The 20469-nt window shown below is 68.1% G+C and carries 17 protein-coding genes and 2 pseudogenes; 11 read left to right on the top strand and 8 right to left on the bottom strand.

Annotation, left to right across the window (positions count from 1 at the left end; genetic code table 11):
• Positions 1–100 precede the first annotated feature (100 nt).
• From AB3347_RS02900 to AB3347_RS02890, 3 genes are all read left to right on the top strand, one after another.
• Positions 101–964, top strand: coding sequence for an endonuclease/exonuclease/phosphatase family protein (locus tag AB3347_RS02900; RefSeq protein WP_369090254.1), 864 nt, complete (start codon positions 101–103; stop codon positions 962–964).
• A 70-nt stretch (positions 965–1034) separates the two neighbouring features.
• Positions 1035–1472, top strand: coding sequence for an acyl-CoA thioesterase (locus AB3347_RS02895; RefSeq protein WP_369090253.1), 438 nt, complete (start codon positions 1035–1037; stop codon positions 1470–1472).
• 118 nt (positions 1473–1590) lie between these two features.
• Positions 1591–2826 (top strand): DUF1565 domain-containing protein, encoded by a 1236-nt coding sequence (locus AB3347_RS02890; RefSeq protein WP_369090252.1) that lies wholly within the window; start codon positions 1591–1593, stop codon positions 2824–2826.
• 187 nt (positions 2827–3013) lie between these two features.
• On the opposite strand, the gene AB3347_RS02885 is transcribed toward AB3347_RS02890, so the two are convergent.
• The gene (locus AB3347_RS02885) at positions 3014–3454 is read right to left on the bottom strand and encodes an Hsp20/alpha crystallin family protein (protein WP_369090251.1); all 441 of its coding nucleotides are present in this window, start codon (positions 3452–3454) and stop codon (positions 3014–3016) included.
• A 256-nt stretch (positions 3455–3710) separates the two neighbouring features.
• Here AB3347_RS02885 and AB3347_RS02880 point away from each other — a divergent pair, with 256 nt between their 5' ends.
• Positions 3711–4055, top strand: a complete 345-nt coding sequence (locus AB3347_RS02880; protein ID WP_369090250.1) for a DUF1540 domain-containing protein — start codon at positions 3711–3713, stop codon at positions 4053–4055.
• A 5-nt stretch (positions 4056–4060) separates the two neighbouring features.
• On the opposite strand, the pseudogene AB3347_RS02875 reads toward AB3347_RS02880, so the two are convergent.
• A pseudogene (locus AB3347_RS02875) lies at positions 4061–4153 on the bottom strand (universal stress protein); the annotation flags it as partial.
• 13 nt (positions 4154–4166) lie between these two features.
• Positions 4167–6599 carry a phosphoenolpyruvate synthase gene (gene ppsA / locus AB3347_RS02870; protein WP_369090249.1) on the bottom strand — a complete coding sequence of 811 codons (2433 nt, stop codon included), beginning with the start codon at positions 6597–6599 and terminating at the stop codon, positions 4167–4169.
• A 199-nt stretch (positions 6600–6798) separates the two neighbouring features.
• Here ppsA and AB3347_RS02865 point away from each other — a divergent pair, with 199 nt between their 5' ends.
• Complete coding sequence (locus AB3347_RS02865; protein WP_369090248.1) at positions 6799–7272, top strand: universal stress protein; 474 nt, start codon at positions 6799–6801, stop codon at positions 7270–7272.
• A gap of 87 nt (positions 7273–7359) precedes the next feature.
• On the opposite strand, the pseudogene arsC reads toward AB3347_RS02865, so the two are convergent.
• Positions 7360–7704, bottom strand: a pseudogene (gene arsC / locus AB3347_RS02860) (arsenate reductase (glutaredoxin)); the annotation flags it as partial.
• 177 nt (positions 7705–7881) lie between these two features.
• Between arsC and AB3347_RS02855 the strand changes: the two are divergent.
• Positions 7882–8514, top strand: coding sequence for a 1-acyl-sn-glycerol-3-phosphate acyltransferase (locus AB3347_RS02855; RefSeq protein WP_369090247.1), 633 nt, complete (start codon positions 7882–7884; stop codon positions 8512–8514).
• Positions 8515–8619: 105 nt separating this feature from the next.
• On the opposite strand, the gene AB3347_RS02850 is transcribed toward AB3347_RS02855, so the two are convergent.
• The 3 genes from AB3347_RS02850 to AB3347_RS02840 form a co-directional block, all read right to left on the bottom strand.
• The gene (locus AB3347_RS02850) at positions 8620–8775 is read right to left on the bottom strand and encodes a hypothetical protein (protein WP_369090246.1); all 156 of its coding nucleotides are present in this window, start codon (positions 8773–8775) and stop codon (positions 8620–8622) included.
• Positions 8776–8862: 87 nt separating this feature from the next.
• Positions 8863–10512, bottom strand: coding sequence for a SulP family inorganic anion transporter (locus AB3347_RS02845; RefSeq protein WP_369090245.1), 1650 nt, complete (start codon positions 10510–10512; stop codon positions 8863–8865).
• A gap of 68 nt (positions 10513–10580) precedes the next feature.
• Entirely contained in the window at positions 10581–12095 is a 1515-nt protein-coding gene (locus AB3347_RS02840; RefSeq protein WP_369090244.1) for a diguanylate cyclase, read from the bottom strand.
• Between the two features lie 188 nt (positions 12096–12283).
• On the opposite strand from AB3347_RS02840, the gene AB3347_RS02835 reads away from it, so the two are divergent.
• From AB3347_RS02835 to AB3347_RS02815, 5 genes are all read left to right on the top strand, one after another.
• On the top strand, positions 12284–13249 hold the full coding sequence (locus tag AB3347_RS02835; RefSeq protein WP_369090243.1) for an SDR family oxidoreductase: 966 nt from the start codon (positions 12284–12286) through the stop codon (positions 13247–13249).
• 23 nt (positions 13250–13272) lie between these two features.
• Positions 13273–14325 (top strand): Ku protein, encoded by a 1053-nt coding sequence (locus AB3347_RS02830; protein ID WP_369090242.1) that lies wholly within the window; start codon positions 13273–13275, stop codon positions 14323–14325.
• Between the two features lie 3 nt (positions 14326–14328).
• Positions 14329–14565 (top strand): hypothetical protein, encoded by a 237-nt coding sequence (locus AB3347_RS02825; protein ID WP_369090241.1) that lies wholly within the window; start codon positions 14329–14331, stop codon positions 14563–14565.
• Positions 14566–14666: 101 nt separating this feature from the next.
• Positions 14667–16127: an App1 family protein gene (locus AB3347_RS02820; RefSeq protein WP_369090240.1), complete on the top strand. Its 1461-nt coding sequence runs from the start codon at positions 14667–14669 to the stop codon at positions 16125–16127.
• Positions 16128–16220: 93 nt separating this feature from the next.
• Positions 16221–17684 carry a catalase gene (locus tag AB3347_RS02815; protein ID WP_369090239.1) on the top strand — a complete coding sequence of 488 codons (1464 nt, stop codon included), beginning with the start codon at positions 16221–16223 and terminating at the stop codon, positions 17682–17684.
• Between the two features lie 109 nt (positions 17685–17793).
• Here AB3347_RS02815 and ligD read toward each other — a convergent pair whose 3' ends face one another.
• Positions 17794–20424 (bottom strand): DNA ligase D, encoded by a 2631-nt coding sequence (gene ligD, locus AB3347_RS02810; protein WP_369090238.1) that lies wholly within the window; start codon positions 20422–20424, stop codon positions 17794–17796.
• Positions 20425–20469: the final 45 nt, after the last annotated feature.

The following is a 20469-nucleotide window of genomic DNA, read 5'->3' as shown; positions in this document are numbered from 1 at the left end:
CTCCTCTCGGCGACGGGGCAGCATCTCCCGCACGCCTGACCTTGTTCAAACGTCCTGCCGGGACCGCACGTTAGCCTGAGGGTCAAGGAAAGGACCTCTCATGTTCAAGCTCGTCACCTGGAATATCCAGTCCGGCCGCAGTCCGGACGGCAAGACCGACCTCGACCGTATCATCGCATGCCTCGACCGGTTTTGCAGTTTTGACATGCTTTGTGTACAAGAAGTTTCAAGCGGCTATACCGCAGGGGGCGAAGACCAGTTCGCCATGCTGCGCGAGCGCCTGCCGGGCTATGCCGGCTTTGCGGCCCTGGCCTGCGATACCATCGACCAGTCGGCCGCGCCCGGCGCCCAGGACGACGCCCGCCGCCGCTTCGGCACGATGGTGTTCTCGCGCCATCCGGTGCTGCAGGCGCTGCGCCATTCCCTGCCCTGGCCGGCCGAACCCGACGTGATGAGCATGCCGCGCAGCGCGCTCGAGCTGACGGTGGCGGCGCCCGGCGGCCTGCTGCGCGTTACTACCGCCCACCTGGAATATTTTTCGCAGCGCCAGCGCATGGCCCAGGTCGAGCGGCTGCGCGAGCTGCACCGCGAAGCCGGCCTGCACGCACTGTGTCCGCCGGCGCCCGGCAACGGCCCCTTCTACCTGCCGCCGCGCGCCATGCCGGCGCTGCTCGCGGGCGACTTCAACATGCTGCCGGGCTCGCCCGAGCACCAGCGCCTGCTGGCGCCCTTCGGCGACGGCATCCATCCCTGGCGCGACTGCTGGCAGCTGGCCCAGCCGGGCCGGCGCCACGCCCCCACCGTCGGCCTGCACGACCCCAATCCCGACGCCTCCGCCCCCTTCACCTTCGACTACGTGTTCGCCAGCGCCGACCTGGCCGAACGGGTGCGGCGCGTGCGCGTGGACGCCAGCGAGCAGGGCTCGGACCACCAGGCCCTGCTGGTGGAACTCGACTGGGACTGAGCGTCAAGACACCCGGGCCGGCGGGCCGCCGTACAATGGCGGTTTCCGCTCATCGCTCCACGAGGCCACCTTGGACTGGGATTACCCGCACCCCTTCACCCTGCCCGTCACGCCGGCGGCCGCCGACATCGACGGCCTGGACCATACCAACAATGCCGTCTACGTGCGCTGGTGCGAGCAGGCCGGGTGGGCCCATTCCGAACGGCTCGGCCTGTCGCTGGACGATTACCGGCGCCTGGACCGTGCGATGGCGATCCGGCGCGGCGAATACGACTACCTGCTGCCCACCCTGCAGGGCGAGGCGCTGACCCTGGCCACCTGGCTGGTGGCCGGCGACGGCAAGCTGGCGATGCAGCGCCGCTTCCAGCTGGTGCGCGACCGCGACGGCGCCACCGTGCTGCGCGGCTGCTGGGACCTGGTCTGCATCGAGATCAGCAGCGGGCGGCCGCGCCGCATGCCGGCCGAATTCCTCGACACCTACATGCCGGCGGTCGCGCAGCAGGTGTAAACCTCAAGGTGGCGCGCCGTGTTGCGTGCCCTCAAAGTAGACATTGAGGCAACCGGCCCCCTTCCCGCTTGTGCTGGGTCAAACTGGCCCCGTCCATGTCCGCTGCCGCGAGGGAAAGATGCGCCACTACCTGTCCACCGTCCGGTCCGCCGGCCGCCCGCTGTTTCGCTCCCTGCCCGCCGCGCTGCTCGGCGCGCTGTGCGTGGCCCTGGTGCTGTCCGGCTGCCGCCTGCGCGAGACCGGGCAGGAAGACCTCGTCATTCCCGAACTGGTGCGCACCCACCTGTACGTATCGCCCTCCGGTTCCGACAGCAACCCCGGTACCCGCGACGAACCCTTCCGCACGCTCACGCGCGCCGCGCAGGCGGTCACGCCGGGCACCACGGTGCATGTCGCGCCAGGCACCTATTTCGGCGGCGTGCGCACCAATACCCACGGCACGGCGGAGGCGCGCATCGTGTTCGAATCCACCGAGCGCGGCGGCGCGCGGCTGGTGCCGCCGCTCGATTCGCGCCAGCCGGCGGCCTGGGACAACCGCGCCAACTACCTCGACATCATCGGCTTCGAGATCGACGGCAGCCAGTACCAGAGCGGCATGAAGTGGCTGAGCGGCATCTACAACGGCGGCTCGCACAACGGCGTGCACTACAACCACATCCACCACATCGGCAACGACGTGCCCTGCGAGGCCAAGGGCGGCGCCGGCATCGGCATCGACAGCTACTACAAGGGCATCGACGCCGAGGTGGTCGGCAACCAGGTGCACGACATCGGCCCGCCCGACTGCCGCTACATGCACGGGATCTACATCAGCACCACGGCGAGCGTACGCGACAACGTCATCTACCGCGCGTCCGGGGCCGGCATCCACCTGTGGCACGACGCCAACCACGTCAGCATCCGCGGCAACACCGTGGTAGGCTCGGGCACCGGCATCGTGATCGGAGGCGGCGACTTCTATCACAGCAAGGGTCCGAACGACCACACGCACGCGGCCAACAACATCGTCTACGACAACGGGCACGGCATCCTGGAACAGGGCGCCATCGGCGACAACATCAGCTACCGCAACAACCTGGTGTTCCAGAACGCCGGCGGCGACTGGAAGCTGTCGGCCGGACGCCGGCATACCGGCACCATCACGGCGGCGCCGCTGTTCGCCGACTACAACCGCACGCTACCCGCACCCGACTTCCGGCTGCAGCCCGGCTCGCCCGCGATTGGCAAGGGCCTGGCGGCCGACGCCGTCAGCGATGCGGTGGCCCTGCGCCCGCGGCGCCAGGTCGATATCGGCGCCGTGCCCTATACCGAAACGGAACCGGCGGGCGTGCCCTCGCCGGCTGCCGCCAAGTAAAAAACGCCGGGAGGGCGCCAACTAAGCGCCAACTAAGCGCCAACTGAGCGTCAACTGAGCGCCAACTGAGCGCCAATTAAGCGCCAACGAAGCACCAATGAAGGGCCAGGCAGCGCCCGGCCGGTACCGCGCACGCGTACCACCCCATGCCATCGACGAGCGCGCGGCGCGCCCGCGCCCTGCCCCTTCACTGGATCGGAATCTGCCTCCTTGCCTTGCCGGGCTTCTTCGGCAGGGTCAGGTGCAGCACCCCGTCCTCGTACTTGGCCTCGGTCTTGGCATCGTCGACTTCCTGCGGCAGGGTGAAGCTGCGGTATTGAGAGCCGCTGTAGCGTTCACGGTAGACCGTGTCGCCGACGGTTTTTTCGTCCTGCGCCTGGGTGGCGGCACTGATCGACACGTGGCTGCCCTCGACCGCGATCTTGATGTCTTCTTTCTTGATACCGGGCATGTCCGCCTTCACCAGGTAGGCTTGGTCGGTCTCGTTCACATCGATCCGCATGTGATGCTCGGCGTCGAAGCTGCGCAGCGCGGGAGAAAAATCCCGCATCAGATCCTGGATGTTGCGCATGCCCGAGAGCCGCATGAGCTCGCGGAGCGGATCGAAGTGACTCAGCTTGTGTGCCATGCTGTCCTCCTTGTCTGTATGGAAAAGCGCCGCGGTCGGCCGCGGCCCGCTTGTCCTTCCTCATGCTAGGAGCCGTCATGGCGGGGCGTATGACGCGGATCAATGTGCGCCGCTTGAAATGCGCTTGTCGCTAGCGAAGCAAGTCGGGACGGCGCCTGGCCTCGACGTATGCGGCCCTGAATTCGGGCGCACTTCCGCCGCGACAAGGCGTCTAACTCCGGTTGCCCATATGTCTTTCACGCCGCGGAGGTGCATCATGAACAGGATTGCCATCGACATGCCGGTCGTCGGAGAATGCTCCGTCGGCGAGTGTGCCTACAATGTGGATCGCAACTGCCACGCACGCGCGATCACGGTCGGGGACGGTGTGCACCCCGGCTGTGACACTTTCCTGCAGGCCTCGCCGCATGCCCGGGACAGCGGGCGCCATGCCGGCGTCGGGGCCTGCAAGCTGTCGTCCTGCCAGCACAACGACGACTACGAATGCACGGCGCAGCAGATCGCCGTCGGCCACGATGGCAGCCACGGGGCCTGCTGCCTGACCTACCTGCAGCGCGCACTGCCGACCGGCGTCGGCCATCCGGTCCAGCCGCCGGCCTGACCCGGCGCGCCGATTTCCCTGGCGAAGCCGACGCCGGCGCGCACGGCTTCCCTGGAAAGCGCCGAGCCGTCGGTCGGCAACAGGATCAGCTTGACCATGTGATCTCCCCGCTCAATCGGCCGGCATGCGTGGCGCGATCCCGAGCGCGCGTTCGACCTCCACCAGGTTGCGCACGGTCGCCAGCAGCGAGTCCGGATTCAGGCTGATCGAATCGATCCCCTGCTCCACCAGGAAGCGCGCCACCTCCGGGTAGTCCGACGGCGCCTGCCCGCAGATCCCCACGTGGCGCCCATTGCGGCGCGCGCCGGCGACCGCCTGGCGCAGCATCTCGAGCACCCCCGGGTCGCGCTCGTCGAAATCGAAGGCCACGATGTCGGAATCGCGGTCCACGCCCAGCACCAGTTGGGTAAGGTCGTTCGAACCGATCGAAAAACCGTCGAACAGCCGGGCGAAGGCATCGACCTGGATCACGTTGTTCGGAATCTCGCACATGACGTACACCTCCAGGCCGCGCGCGCCGCGCTCCAGGCCATGCGCGGCCATCGCGCTCAGCACGTCCTCGGCTTCCTTTACGCGCCGGCAGAACGGAATCATCAGGAGCAGATTCGACAGGCCCATGTCCTCGCGCACCCGCCGCATCGCACGGCATTCCAGCGCGAAGCCTTCGGCATAGGCCGGATGCGCATAGCGGGACGCCCCACGAAAACCGATCATGGGGTTGGCTTCAAGCGGCTCGAAGGCGGCGCCGCCAAGCAGGCTGGCGTACTCGTTGGTCTTGAAGTCGGACATGCGGACGATGACCGGCTTCGGGTAGAAGGCCGCTGCGATCGTGCCGACGCCCTCGGACAGTTCGCGCACGAAATAGTCGGCGGGCGAGGCATGGCCGCGGGTGAGGCGCGCAATCTCCGCGCGTTCGCCCGCGTCGCGCACCTGTTCCGGATGCACCAGGGCCATCGGGTGGATGCGGATGTGCTCGGCGATGATGAATTCCATGCGCGCCAGGCCGACTCCGTCGTTCGGCAGGAAGCGGGTGCGGAAGGCGATGTCGGGGTTGCCGATGTTGAGCATCATGCGCGTGCGCGGCATCGGCAGCGACGCCAGGTCGGTGCTGGTCCGGTGAAAGGGCAGACTACCGGCATACACGTGGCCGACGCTGCCTTCGGCACAGGACAGGGTGACCAGGTCGCCGGTGCGGATCGTTGTCGTGGCATTGCCGCAGCCCACCAGCGCCGGCACGCCGATCTCGCGCGCCACGATCGCGGCGTGGCAGGTGCGCCCGCCGCGGTTCGTCACCACGCCGGCGGCGGTCTTCATGACGGTGCCCCAGTCCGGCATGGTGGTGTCCGCCACCAGGATCTCGCCCGGCCGGAACTGGTCCAGCTGGCCGACATCCGCGATCACCCGGGCCGTCCCGGCGGCGACCCTGCTGCCGACCGCCCGTCCGGATGCCAGCACGGGGCCCTTGGCGTCGAGATGGAATTCTTCCAGCAGGGTGGCGGAACGGCGCGCGGCCACCGTCTCGGGCCGCGCCTGCACGATGTAGAGCTGGCCGTCGATGCCGTCCTGCGCCCACTCGATGTCCATCGGCACGGCATGCCCCGCGCGCGCGCTGTAGTGCGCCTCGATGCGCAGCGCAGCCTCGGCCAGTTCGAGCACGGCGGCGTCGTCGAGGCAGAAGCGTGCGCGCTCGTCCGGGGTGGTCGGCAGGTTGCGCGTGGTGCCCGCGCTGCCCGCCTGCGCATACACCATGCGCGCTTCCTTGCTGCCGAGGCTGCGCCGCAGCACGGCCCGCGAGCCGGCGCGCAGGGCCGGCTTGAACACGTAGAACTCGTCGGTGTCGACCGTTCCCTGGACCACGTTCTCGCCCAGCCCGTAGGCGCCCGTGACCAGCACGACGTCGCGAAAGCCGGTCTCGGTGTCGAGCGTGAAGATCACGCCGGAGCTGGCCAGGTCGGAACGGACCATCTTCATCACGCCGACCGACAGCATGACCTTGAAGTGGTCGAAGCCGTTCTCGATCCGGTAGACGATTGCGCGTTCCATGAACAGGCTGGCGAAGCAGCGCCGCACGCTGTCCAGCAGCGCCGCTTCGCCGCTGACGTTGAGGTAGGTTTCGTGCTGTCCGGCGAAGCTGGCCGTGGGCAGGTCTTCCGCGGTGGCGGAGCTGCGCACGGCCACGGAGAGTTCCTTGCCATATTGCTGCTGCAGCGCGCGCCAGGCCTGCAGGATGCCCTCTTCGAGCTCGGAAGGCAGGGGCGCGCCATGGACGATCTCGCGCGCAGCCTGTGCGCGCCGGGTGAGGTCGGCCATGTCGGCAGGATCGAGCCCATCGAGGGCGGCGTGCAGCGCGTCCCAGGCGCCTGCCCGATCCAGTGTGGCGCGGTAGGCGGCGGCGGTGACGGCAAAGCCGTTCGGCACCCGTACGCCCTGGCCGCCCAGCTCGCGGACCATCTCGCCGAGGGAAGCGTTCTTGCCGCCGACCAAGGGCACATCGGCGATTCCCAGGTCCTCGAACCAGGCGATGAACTTGCTTGTTGTGTCCATTCCGGTTCTCCCAGATGACAAGCATTGCACGCCGGACGAACCAGTCGAGGCGCGACCGGGTTTCGTTTTATTCTACCCAATCTGTCAGCATTGCGCTTCCCTTTGCGTGCACAACATTTTAGACTGATGGAATGCAAGGGGCTCGCAGTCATGCGGGCCCGGCGCCGTTGCCCGCCTGTCCTCTTGATGGAGGAAACAAATGTATAAACGTATCCTTGTCCCGACCGATGGGTCGCCGATCTCCCTGGCGGCGACCGACGCCGCGCTGTACCTTGCAAGGGCCTGCGGCAGCGAGATCGTGGCGCTGTCGGTCGCCTGCCCCGAGGCGCTGCTGGGCGGCGTCGAGCGCGGACTCGTCAGCGCAGCGGGACGCCAGGCGGAGGCCCTGCTGGAGCAGGCCGACCTGCTCGTGGCGGACGTGGCCGGGCGCGCCCGCTCACAAGGCGTGCCCTGCACCACCGATACCGCCTATTCGCTCACTCCGGCGGAGGCGATCGTCGACGCGGCCAGGGCGCACCAGTGCGACCTGATCGTCATGGGTTCGCATGGCCAGCGCGGCCTGAGCGACAGGCTCGCCGGTAGCGTCACCCAGCACGTCCTCAGGTATTCGGCGGTCCCGGTCATGGTGCTCAGGCCGCCGCTGGAGGACGCTGTCGACAACGCCCGGTTTTGAGACCCCGGCACGCAAAACCTGCCGGGCTTGGCGGCCGGCGCCGGCGCCCTTGCTCGGCGTGATCGCCGGAGGCCTGCCGGCGCCTCAGAGAATCTGGTGCACCAGCTCGAACGGCCGGCACAGGCGCACGCCCTTGGGCGTCACCACGAAAGGACGGTTGATCAGGACCGGATGCGCAGCCATCGCGTCGAGCAGCGCCGCGTCGTCCACGCCCGGCTGGTCCAGCCCGAGTTCGCCATACAGGGCTTCCTTGCTGCGCACCGCCTCGCGCACGCTCAGGCCGGCCGCGGCGATCATCTCGCGCAAGGCCTCGCGCGAAGGCGGCGTGGACAGGTAGTCCACGACCTGCGGTTCGTGGCCGGCCTCGCGAATCGCGGCCAGGGTGTTGCGCGAGGTCCCGCAGCGCGGGTTATGGTAGATGGTGATATCCATGGAATGCCTGCCTTTCAATATTGCCAAAAAAGTAGCGGCATCATAACCACACCGCATGAAGGGCACCAGTTTTTTTGCTTGTTCGCCGCTTCGGCTCGCTATAGAATTCCTCGCTTATTTTCCGTAGATACATAACAACTGCCGGGAAATAGCACTTTGTACAGCGACGGAGAATCGATGAGCGAGCACCTGCTGCGTCCCGCAGCCCTTCCCACCTGGGGCCAGCGCACTGCGCTTCGCCTGCTGAACCTGGCCGGCTGGCAAGTGCACTTCAAGCCCTTGCCGGGGCCGCACGGGATCGCCGTGGTCTATCCGCATACCTCGAACTGGGACTTTCCGATCGGCCTGCTGGGCAAGTGGGCGATCGGCCTGAAGTTCCGCTGGCTGGCCAAGGACTCGCTGTTCCGCGGGGTGCTGGGCAGCATCATGCGCTACTGGGGCGGCATCGCCGTCGACCGCCGCGCCTCGATGGGCGCCACCCGCAAGCTGGCCCAGGACATGCTGGCCGCGCCGTGGTGCTGGATCGGCATCACCCCGGAAGGCACGCGCAGCTACCGTCCACACTGGAAGAGCGGCTTCTACCACCTCGCCACCACCGCCGACGTGCCCCTGCTGCTGGTCTACATGGACTACGGCGCCAAGGTGCTGAGCGTGGTCGACACCCTCACCCTCAGCGGCGACACCGAGCAGGACATGGCCGCCATCGCCGCCGTCTACGAAGGCCGCCAGGCCCTGTATCCGGACCAGGCCGCGCCGATCAAGCTGGCGCCGCCGCGCGACCCGGCCGAGCCGCAGCGCCGCCGCGCCTGAGCCCCCGGAGCCGCAGGCTCCGCCTCGGCATGCCACGCCGGCAAAGAACGCCTCCGTAGCGCGATCGGCCACCGCGGCCGGCGGGTGGAATCCGGGTATGCCCGCCTAGACACTGCCGCGTCGTTTGAACAGGCGCGTCCACGCGAGGATTTCCGGGACGCCGGCCGCGATCACCAGCCATCCCAGGTTATCGCGCATGCCGAGAAACCACAGGATGGCGGCGGTGGCGAACAGGGCCAGTGTCAGCAGGTGGTAGCGCATGGGGTCTCGGATGTTTGTGCTTGGCTTGCCAGTGTGGCACGGCTGCATTAACACATGCTTAATGAACAGCAACTAAACCGGACGACATCATGCGCCGCCCGCCGGCCGGGCCGCCAGCTCGTCCCAGGCCATCGCCGCGCTCAGGAACAGGCGGCCGTTGAGCGCCTGCAGCAGGGTGCTGTGCTTGAGCCGGTCCATCACCGGCCCCTTGACCTCGGCCAGGTGCAGCAGCACTCCACGCTGGCGCAGCGAGGCATTCAGCTCGCCCAGGCCGAACAGGGCCGAGGTGTCGATGGCGTTTACCGCCGACAGCACCAGCACCAGGTGGCGCGTTGCCGGATACGCCGCCAGCTCGTCCTCGATGCGTTCGTTGACCGCCTCGACGTTCCCGAAGAACAGGCCGGCGTCCACGCGCAGCATCAAGAGGCCCGGCGCGGTCTCGGCCGAATAACGCTCGACGTTGCGGAAATGCTCGGTGCCGGGAATCCGCCCCAGCACCGCGATGTGCGGGCGGCTGGCGCGCCAGATCAGGGCGCCCATCGACAGCGCCACGCCCACCACCACGCCGGCCTCCACGCCCAGCGCCAGCACGCCGCAAGCGGTGGCCAGCAGCGCGGCGGCGTCGGCGCGGTCGTAGCGCCAGGCCGTGTACAAGGTCGACAGGTCGAGCATGCCGAGCACCGCCACGATGATGGTGGCTGCCAGCACCGGCAGCGGCAGCAGCGCCAGCCAGCCGGTCGGCGCCACCAGCGCCACCGCCAGCAGGCCGGCCGTGATGACGCTCGCCAGCTGGCTGTTGGCGCCGGCCGCGAAGTTGACCGCGGAGCGCGAGATGCTGCCCGTGACCGGGAAGCCGCCGCTCAGCGCGCTGCCCAGGTTGGCCGCGCCCAGGCCGACCAGCTCGCGGTTGCTGCCCAGCTTTTCGCCGCGCTTGAGGGCGAGCGCCTGCGCACCCGACATGCTGATCAGGAAAATCATGAAGCCGATCAGGAGCGCCGGCTGCAGCAAGGCCTGCCAGTGCGCGCCCGAGGTCGCGAGGTTCAGGCCCGGCAGGCCGGCCGGCACGGCCCCGGTGGTGGCCACGCCGAGCGCGTCCAGGTGCAAGGCCGGCACCAGCGCGGTGGCGCCGAGCACCACCAGCATCGGCGCGAGCTTGGCGCCGATGTCGGCCGCCACCGGCGACAGCCCGGCACGCGCCAGGGTGCGCCCCATGAAGTGACGCGCCCATACCAGCATGGCCAGCGCGCCCAGTCCCAACGCCGCGCTCGGCCAGTGCCAGGCCGGCGGCATCACGCCCAGCAACGGGCGCACCTGGCCCCAGGCGATCAGGAGCGCCGAGCCGATGGTGAAGCCGCTCATCACGGGCCGCGAAAAGAAGTTGGCGAGGAAGCCGATGCGCAGCAGGCCGCAGGCCAGCAGCACCATGCCCGACAGCAGCGCCAGTTGCGCCGCCAGCACCCCGTACAGGGCGCTGCCGGGCGCGGCCAGCGGCGCCAGGCTCGACGCCGTCATCAGCGAAATGATCGCCATCGGACCGACCGACTGGGTGCTGCTGGTGCCGAACAGCGCGTACAACAGGGGCGGCACGATGCTGGCGTAGATCCCGGCCACCGGCGGCAGGCCGGCCACCAGGGCGTAGGCCATGCCCTGCGGGATCATCATCATCGCCACGACGATGCCGGCGCTGATGTCGCCCGGTAGCATCGAACGCCGGTAGTGCTGCAGCCACTGAAGCATACGTCTTGCCTGAAAGAAAAGCCGCTAGCCTATCACAGCGGCGGGCCGGGACACGGCCGCGCCGGACCTCATCCCATCGCCAGCTCGACGCAGTTGCGCCCTGCCCGCTTGGCGCGCGCCAGGGCGGCATTTACCCGCACCGCCAGCGAATCGCCGCTTTCCCGTTCGCCCAACTGGGCCACGCCGAGGCTGACGGTGAGGTGGTCGCAGCCGGGGATCTCGGCCGCCTCGATGGCGACGCGCAGCTTCTCGGCCAGCTTCAGGCCGTCGATGGCGCTGGTGTGCGGCGCGATCACCTGGAAGTCCTCGCCGCCCGAGCGCACCAGCACGTCGCTCGAACGCAGCAGGGCGCGCGCGGTATCGGCCACGGTGCGCAGCGCCACGTCGCCGACCGGATGGCCATAGGCGTCGTTGATGTTGCGGAAGCGGTCGATGTCGAAGGCGATCAGCGCCAGCGGCAGGCGGTAGCGGCGCGCGCGCCGGATCTCCTGTTCCATCAGGTATTCGCCATGGCGGCGGTTGGCCACGCCGGTCAGCGCATCGAGGGTGGCCAGCTGGGTGACCCGGGCCAGCAGCGCCTCGCTCTCGCGCACCAGCCCGGCCATGCGCAGGCCGAAGGCGGCCAGCTGCGCCAGGTCGTCGAGGGCCGCCAGCTGGGCATGCGAGAACGGATCGGTGCGATCGAACATCAGGCACAGCGCGCCGGCGGTCGGGCGCCGCCCGTCCGGCCCGGCGGCGGGTATCGGCAGGCCCAGCACCATCTGCACGCCGTGCGCGCGCAGCGCCTGCGCCAGCTCCGGCTCGCCGGACTTGTCGGGTGCGTCGAGCAGGGCCGGCTCGCCCGTGGCCGCGGCCAGCAGGCCCGGGAAGGCGTGGCGCAGCGGCGATTGCAGCAGGCGCTCGCCGCGCCCCAGGATCGCGGCCAGGTCGGGCGCTGCCGGCCCGGCTCCCCTGCCATGCTGGGCTTCCAGGCGCAGGTCGCCGCCCGCGTCGGCGCCGATGTCCCCGGACGGGTGCAGCAGGAACATGGCGGCATGCACCACGCCGGGCCAGCCCAGCAGGGCCGCGCACAGGCCTTCGGCGAAGCCGACGCCGTCGTCGGTCTGGGCCAGCGCCCGCTGCGCGGCGCTGCGCACCGCCAGCAGCGCGGCCAGTTCGGCTTCGCGCGGGCCGGCCGCCAGCGGCGGCGCGAAGCCGCGTTCCAGGCGCGCGGCGACTGCGGCGCGCAGTTCTTCCGGCGCCAGTGGCCCGACGATGTAGTCGATCGCGCCGTGGGCCATCAGCGCCGGCAGCCAGCGTGCATTCGTGAAGGGGCACAGGACCAGCACCGGCGCGTCCGCGCGCTGCGCCACCAGCCGGCCGAGCGCCGCCAGGTCGATCGCGATCTCGAAACGATCGAGGTCGAGCACCAGCAGCTCGGCCGGCTGCCGGACCAGCAGCGCGGCCGCCTGTTCGGCGCCGTCGGCCGTGCGCAGGCTGCCGAACAGGTCGGCGCAGGCGCGCTCGAAGCCGGCGCGGCGCGGCGCGGCCGGATTGACGTACAGGGCGCTGCCGGCCCGGCGTGCGCCTTCCTGCTGAGACATCCCGTTCTCCTGACAAGCATTGTGTAAAAGCGCTGGCAAGTTTGCCATAAAGCCATTACAGCGGATAGCGAAGAATTGTCTTCGAGTGTGTGGGAGCGCACCGTCGGGCACGCGGCCCGCATGAATACTCTTCCTGGTCGATTCGAACGCAATTGAACACCGCATCTGAACATTTACGGGAGCAGGCAATGGCACACCAGGATGACGTGGCGAACAAGCAGAAGGCGATCCAGAGCCGCCAGGACCAGAAGGACGGCAGCATGCAGAAGGCCGGGAACGAGGACGCGGTGCAAACCGGTATCCGCCAGCCGGCGCCGCCGATGCCCGAACAGCATCTGGCCAAGCCGGGCATCGAGGCCCAGATGGAACTCAAGCCGAAGTTCATGGCCGAACAGTACAAGGGCAGCGGCAAGCTGGCCGGCATGGCGGCCATCGTCACCGGCGCCGATTCGGGCATCGGGCGCGCGGTGGCGGTGCTGTTCGCGCGCGAAGGCGCCGACGTGGCCGTGATGTACCTGAACGAACACCAGGATGCCGAAGAAACCAAGCGCTGCGTCGAGGCCGAGGGCCGCCGCTGCGTCACCATCGCCGGCGACGTCAAGGACGCCGCATTCTGCAAGGAGGCGGTCGAGAAGGTGGTCGCCGAATTCGGCCGCCTGGACGTCCTGGTGAACAACGCGGCCTTCCAGGAACACGCCGGCTCGCTGCTGGACATTACCGAAGAACGCCTGGACGAAACCTTCCGCACCAATATCTACGGCTACTTCCACATGGCGCGCGCGGCCCTGCCCCACCTCAAGGAGGGCTCGTCGATCATCAACACCGGCTCGGTGACCGGCCTGAAAGGATCCAAGAAGCTGCTCGACTATTCCGCCACCAAGGGCGCGATCCACGCCTTCACCATGTCGCTTGCGGCCAGCGTGATCGACCAGGGCATTCGCGTCAACTGCGTGGCCCCGGGACCGGTCTGGACCCCGCTCAACCCGGCCGACCAGTCGCCCGAGGACATCCAGGAATTCGGCGCCAGCACCACCTTCAAGCGCCCGGCCCAGCCGGAGGAACTGTCGCCGGCCTACGTGTTCCTGGCCTCGCCGGTGTGCTCGGGCTACATCACGGGCGTCATCCTGCCGGTCACCGGCAAGGTAGGCGAGTAAACCGACAACAGGAGGGAAGCGATATGCCGCGCAGCATGTGGAAGGGTGCGATCAGTTTCGGGCTGGTGCACATCCCCGTCGATATGTATCCGGCGGTCGACAACAAGGGGCTCGACCTGACCATGCTCGACCGGCGCGACTTCTCGCCGGTCGGTTTCAAGCGCTACAACAAGGGCAACGGCAAGGAAGTCTCCTGGGACGACATCGTCAAGGGCTACGAGTACACCAGCGGCGAATACGTCGTGCTGTCGGACGAAGACCTGCGGCGCGCCAATCCGGAGGCCACCCAGACCATCGACATCCTGGCCTTCGTCGATGCCGAGGACGTCTCGCTGCTGTACTTCGAGCAGCCCTACTACCTGGCGCCCGGCAAGGGCGGCGACAAGGTCTACGCGCTGCTGCGCGAGACCTTGCGCAAGGCCGGCAAGATCGGCATCGCGCGCGTCGTGATCCGGGTCAAGCAGCACCTGGCGGCGCTGGTGTGCGTGGGCGACGCGATCGTCATGAACACGCTGCGCTACGCCGACGAGATCCGCGACGCGGCCGACCTCAAGATTCCCGCGGCCGACGACAGGAAGGCCGCCATCACCGACAAGGAACTCAAGATGGCGATGGCCCTGGTGCAGGGCATGGCCGAGGACTGGGATCCCGAGCAGTACCACGACACCTACCGCGAGGACGTCATGGCTCTGATCGAGAAGAAGGTCAAGGCGCACCAGACCAAGACCATCACCATGCCCGAGCCGGGCGAGCCGAAGCGCGAGACCGGCAAGGTGATCGACCTGGTCTCGCTGCTGCAGGCCAGCCTGGGCAAGAAGCCGGCGAAGGCGGCGGCCGACGACGAGGACGACGACGACGAACCGCCACCGAAGAAGCGCCGCCCGGCCGCCAAGGACGAGGACGAAGACGAGCAAGCGCCGCCGCGCGCACGCAAGACGGCCGCGCACGGCACCGACCGGGTCGCCGCCAGCGGCGCCGCGCCGAAACGTACCAGCTCGAAGACCAAGGCCAAAGCCGCCGCCAAGACCACCGGCGCCCCCTCGACGGCCCCCGTGCGCCGCAGGAAGGCGGCCTGACGGATGGATGAATTCATCGACTTGCTCCAGTGGCCGGCCATGCTGGTCACCCTGTACGCGGCCTATTTGATCGGCTCCAAGCGGCCCGAGCGGCGCGTGTTCGGCTTCTGCATGTTCATCCTGAGTAACGTGCTGTGGATCGTGTGGGGCATCCACGACGAAGCCTGGGCCCTGATCACGCTGCAGGCCGCGCTCATGGCCATGAACATCCGCGGCATCTTCAAGAACGAATCGGGCTGAGCGCCGTCCGGCGGCTGCCCGCGCTCGCCCATTCCGCGCGTCCGATTCCGCGCGCGTGAGCGATACTTGCAGTATCTCGACTATTCATCCCGGCACCGACCATGACCGACCATGCCATGCCCTTCCTCGTGCTGACCCGCGCCGGCTTCGACGATATCGCCGCCCGCGTCGATCTCGGCAGGGCCAGCCTGTTCCTGAATCCCGGCCTGCTGTCGGAAGCCGACATCGCACGCCTGCGCGAAACGGGCACCGCGGTGCACGTCATGGCGACGCCGGTCGATCCAGCCAGGCCCCGGGAGGTACAGCAGGCCCTGCTCCTGACCCGCAACGCGCGCGGCAGCGTCTGGGTCGAACGCGGTGCGCCGCTTGCCGCCACGGCGGCCAACGCCACCGACAGCCTGCAGCCGGCCGACGCCCCGCTCACGCCTGCCATGCCGCTCGGGCGACGCCTGGCGCGCAGCGCCGGCGCCTTCGCCGGCGCTGCGCTGCGCCGGCTGCGCGCGCCCGAACGCGGGCGCCGCCTGATGGCGGTGCCCTACCTCGGCTTCGGCAATGCCGGCCGCATCTGGCTCAAGGGCCGCCTGCTGGACGAAGCCGACTTCCGGGAACAGAGCGACCTTGATACCGGCTGGCAGAACCTGGTGGCCCTGTACCAGCGGCTGGAATCCGACGAAGTCGCCGATGCGCGCGTGCAGGCCCATTTCGCCGGGGCCATCCACGAGACCCGCACCGACAACGGCGGGTATTTTTCCTTCGACTTCGCGACCGGCGCGCCGCTGGCGGGCGGCTGGCACCGGGTCGAACTCGAATTTCCCGATAACCTGCAGCCTGACGGCGCGCCGCTGCGCGCCAGCGCCGAGATCCGGGTGCCGTCCGCCGGCGCGCGCTTCGGCATCATCAGCGACATCGACGACACCGTCCTGTGGACCAACGTCACCAACAAGCTGAACATGGCCTTGATGCTGGCCCGCACCAACCACCACACGCGCAAGCCCTTCAAGGGCGTCGCCGGTTTCTATCGCGCGCTGCGCGACGGCGTCGGGGGCAACGAGGACAATCCGCTGTTCTACGTCTCGAGCAGTCCCTGGCACCTGTACGGCCCGCTGGTCGACTTCCTCAAGCTGCAGGACATCCCGCTCGGCCCCCTGCTGCTGCGCGAACTGAGCGTGCGCCAGGTGCTCAAGCTCACCGAGCACGGCAACCACAAGCTGGAACAGATCGAACGCATCCTGAACTTCTATCCCGGCATGCAGTTCGTGCTGATCGGCGACAGCGGCGAACAGGACCCGGAGATCTATGCCGAAGTGGTGCGTCGCCACCCGGGTGCGGTGAAGATGATCTACATCCGCAACGTCAATCCGGACCCCTCGCGCATCGATGCGCTGGATCGCCTGATCGAGGAAGTCAGCGCCACCGGCACCCAGCTGGTGCTCTCGCACGACAGCGTGTTCGCGGCCTCCCATGCGGCGGCCGAGGGACTGATCGCGGTCGACCGGCTGCCGGCGGTCCGCTCCGACAAACGCGATGACGAGGAGGCGCGGCCGCCGAAGACCGGATTGTGAAAAGCTATCACTGCGATACAATCAATCAAATTTATTAATTTCCGGCTCAGCCATAGAATCTCCCTATTGATCACACATCGAGGAGATTCCCGAATGCGCCACCCCCGCCTGACCACCGCTTCCGGCATCCCGGTCGCCGACAACCAGAACTCGCTCAGCGCCGGCCCGCGCGGCCCGCTGCTGCTGCAGGACTTCCACCTGATCGAGAAGCTGCAGCACTTCAACCGCGAGCGCATTCCGGAGCGCGTGGTCCACGCCAAGGGCTCGGGCGCCTACGGAACCTTCACCGTCACCCACGACCTGCGCCCCTTCACCAAGGCCGGGCTGTTCTCGGAAATCGGCAAGACCACCCCGGTGTTCCTGCGCTTCTCGACCGTCGGCGGCGAAAAGGGCAGCGCCGACACCGAACGCGACCCGCGCGGCTTCGCGCTGCGCTTCTATACCGAAGAAGGCAACTGGGACCTGGTCGGCAACAACACGCCGGTATTCTTCCTCAAGGACCCGATCAAGTTCCCGGACTTCATCCACACCCAGAAGCGCGACCCGCGGACCAACCTCAAATCGGCCAACACGATGTTCGACTTCTGGAGCAAGGCGCCGGAAAGCCTGCACCAGGTGACCATCCTGTTCTCAAGCCGCGGCACCCCGGACGGCTACCGCCACATGGACGGCTTCGGCAGCCACACCTACAGCCTGATCAACGAGGCGGGCGAGCGGGTCTACGTGAAGTGGCACTTCAAGACCCGCCAGGGCATCAGGAATCTCAGCAACGCCGAAGCGGTACGCCTTGCGGGGCTCGATCCCGACCACGCCGGACGCGACCTGTTCGAGGCGATTGCCAAGGGCGACTATCCGCAGTGGGACGTCAAGGTGCAGGTGGCGACCAGCCGCCAGCTGGCCGACTGGGAACAGCGCACCGGCTGGAACCCCTTCGACCTGACCAAGGTGTGGCCGCATGGCGACTTCCCGATGCTGCCGGTCGGCGTGCTGGAGCTGAACCGCAACCCGGACAATTACCATGCCGAAGTCGAGCAGGCGGCCTTTTCGCCGGCCAACGTGGTGCCGGGCATGGGCTACTCGCCGGACAAGATGCTGCAGGGCCGCCTGTTCGCCTACCACGACGCCCAGCTGTACCGGGTCGGCACCAACCACCAGCACCTGCCGGTGAACGCCCCGCGCTGCCCCTTCCACAACCAGCAACGCGACGGCGCGATGGCGATCGCCAACGGCGGAGCCGCCCCCAATTACGCCACCATCGACAGCGTCGGGAGCGGCGCCCTGGGCATGGGCCACGGCGAGCCGGAGCTGCCGATCACCGGCGACGCGGGCCGCTACGACTTCCGCGGGATGGAAGACGACTATACCCAGGCCGGCAACCTGTTCCGCCTGATGACGCCGCAGGAGAAGCAGAACCTGTGCGACAACCTGGCCGGGCCGCTGAGCGGGGTGGATGAGGACATCCTGCTGCGCCAGCTGCGCCAGTTCGACAAGGCGGATCCGGCCTACGGGCGTGGGGTGCGGGCCTCGCTGAAGGCGCTGGGGCGGAACGTCGATTGATGCCCGCGTGTTTGTAGGGTGGACGGCTCGCGCCGTCCGCTCCTTCAAGCACACGATGACTGTGCGGTCGCGTGGTTTCGGGCGCGATTCGAACGCGTCAAACCCTTGACTAGTCGTCGAATCCCAGCAGCTTCATCGCCTTGGTCAGCCCCTTGGCCGCCTTGGCGTAGCCCGCCCACGGTTCGTTCCCCTTGTCCAGCCGCGTGTGCACGTTGGCCACGGTCCACTGCGCGCTCGACTTCAGCTTCATCAGTTCATCCCACGCGAGCGGCACCGAGATGCCCAATCCCGGCCTGGCGCGCGCCGACCAGGCGCTGATGGTGGTCGCGCCGCGGCCATTGCGCAGGTAGTCGATGAAGATCTTGCCGACCCGGTTCCTGGGGCCGCTCTTGAAGGCGAAGCGGTCCGGCAGGGTCGCCGCCAGGTGCCGCACGATGGCCTGTGAAAAGGCTTTGACGGTGTCCCAGCCGTACTCCGGCTTGAGCGGCACCACCACGTGCAGGCCCTTGCCGCCGCTGGTCTTCAGGAAGGACGGCAGTCCCAGTTCGTCGAGGAAGGCGTGCATGATCTGCGCCGCCTCCTGCATCTGGGTCCACTCCACGCCCTCGCCCGGGTCGAGGTCGAACACCATGCGGTCGGGGGTCTCGTAGCTTTTCGCGAGCGCGTTCTGGGTGTGCAGCTCGATCGCATTCCATTGCGCCACCGACAGGATGCCCTCGACGCCGGCGATTTCCAGCATCGGCGGGTTGTCCGGATCGAGCGACTGCGCCATCTGCTTCACGCCGGGCAGCTTCTTCACGTCGGCGTGCTTCTGGAACACCAGTTCCGCGCCGATCCCGCTCGGCGCCCGCACCAGGGTCAGCGGGCGGCGCTTGAGGTGTTCCATCATCAGCTCGCCCACCAGCGCGTAGTAGCGGACGACATCCAGCTTGGTGATGCCGGTAGAGGGGTCGACCACCCGCTCCGGGTTGGTCACGCGCAGCTTGTCCGGCAGCTTGCCGTGCAGGCCCGGAGGCGGCGGCGACACCGGCTCGTCGGGCGCCGGACGATGCCTGCTTTCCTCGATGTCGTCGATGTGGCGCGGTTCCTCGCGCCGGATGCCGCGCGCCGGCTTGTCCTGGCGCAGTCCCTGGAACACCGGGTGGCGCACCGAGCCGGTATTGGTCCATTCCGAAAAACTGACCTCCGCCACCAGCACCGGCTTGACCCAGTGGTGCTGGCGGCCCGGCACCGCGCGCGGCGGGAACGGGCTCTCGTCGGTGCGCAGCGCTTCCAGGCGTTCGCTGATGTCCATCAGGGAGGCGTGGTTGAAGCCGGAACCGACGTTGCCGGCGTAGCGCAGCTTGCCCTCGCGGTCGTAGAAGCCGAGCAGCAGCGAGCCGACGCCCTTGCGCGATCCCTTGGGGTCGGTAAAGCCGCCGATCACGAATTCCTGGCGCAGGCCGCACTTGAGCTTGATCCAGTCGGGCGAACGGCGCGACACGTAGCGCGAATCGCGGCGCTTGCCGATCACGCCTTCCAGGCCGACCTTGCAGGCGGCCACCACCAGCTCGTCCGGATTGTCGCCGAACTCGGCGGAGAAACGCACCTTGTCCGACCTGGCCTTCTTGAGGATCTGTTCCAGCGCCGCGCGCCGTTCGACCAGGGGGACCTCACGCAGGTCGTAGCCATTGCAGTAGGGCGCGTCGAACACGAAGTACACGACGTCGGCGGTGCGCACGCCATCGAAGGCCAGCTGCAGCAGGCCGAAGTCCGGCTTGCCATGCTCGTCGTGCACCACGATCTCGCCGTCGTACCAGCCGTCCGGCAACTTCATGCGCACCAGTTCGTCGTGCAGGGGCTTGAGCTTGTCGGTCCAGTCGTTGGCGTTGCGCGTGATCAGGCGCACCGCGCCGTTCTCGACCCGCGCCAGCATGCGGTAGCCGTCGAACTTGACTTCGAACACCCAGTTTTCGGGATCTGGCGGGGCGGCGTCGACCAGCGTCGCCAGTTCGGGCTGGAATGCTTCCGGCAGCGCGGCCTGCTGCACCCCGTCCGGCAGCACGGCCTTCGCGCCCTTGCTGCGGCTGCGCTTGGCCGCGGGCCTGGCCGGTGTCTTGGCATCGGCCTTGGCGGCCGCACGCTTGCGCGCGGGTTTGGGCGCATCCGCGGCCTTCAGTGCCGCCAGCTTGCCGCGCGCCGGCTTCGGCATCGGTAGTTCCTTGACGCTGTCGGGCATCTCGTCGACCACCGAGAATGCTTCCGCCGGGCGGGCGTACTCGTCGTTCTCCTTGATCAGGAGCCAGGGTTCCTGCTTGTCGTCGCCGCGTCCCTTCATGCGCACCAGCACCCAGCGTCCTTGCATTTTGTGGCCGTGGATGGCGAACTTCAGGTTGCCTTTGCGGTAGCCCTCGTGCGGGTCGCCGATCGGTTCCCAAGTACCCTTGTCCCAGATAATGACTTTGCCCGCGCCATACTGCTTCGGCGGAATGGTGCCTTCAAAATCGGAATAGGAAATGGGATGGTCCTCGACGTGCACGGCCATGCGCTTGTCGTGGGTGTCGTAGCTCGGCCCCTTGGGCACGGCCCAGCTCTTCATGGTGCCGTCGAGTTCGAGCCGGAAGTCGTAGTGCAGGCGGCTCGCCCAGTGCTTCTGGATGACGAAGCTCAGCGCCTCCGTGCTCGCCACGCCGCCTTCGGCAGGCTCCGACGTGATCTTGAAATTGCGCTTGGCCTTGTACTGTTTGAGCGCGTCTGGCATGTGACACCTCCCGGCTATCGGCGTGCAGCCAGTGTAGGCCCCTGC

Origin of the sequence: Massilia sp. X63 (assembly GCF_041023745.1) — a bacterium.
GTDB lineage: Bacteria > Pseudomonadota > Gammaproteobacteria > Burkholderiales > Burkholderiaceae_D > Telluria.
Note: the sequence above shows the minus strand (reverse complement) of the source record. Positions and strands in the feature narration are given on the sequence as shown.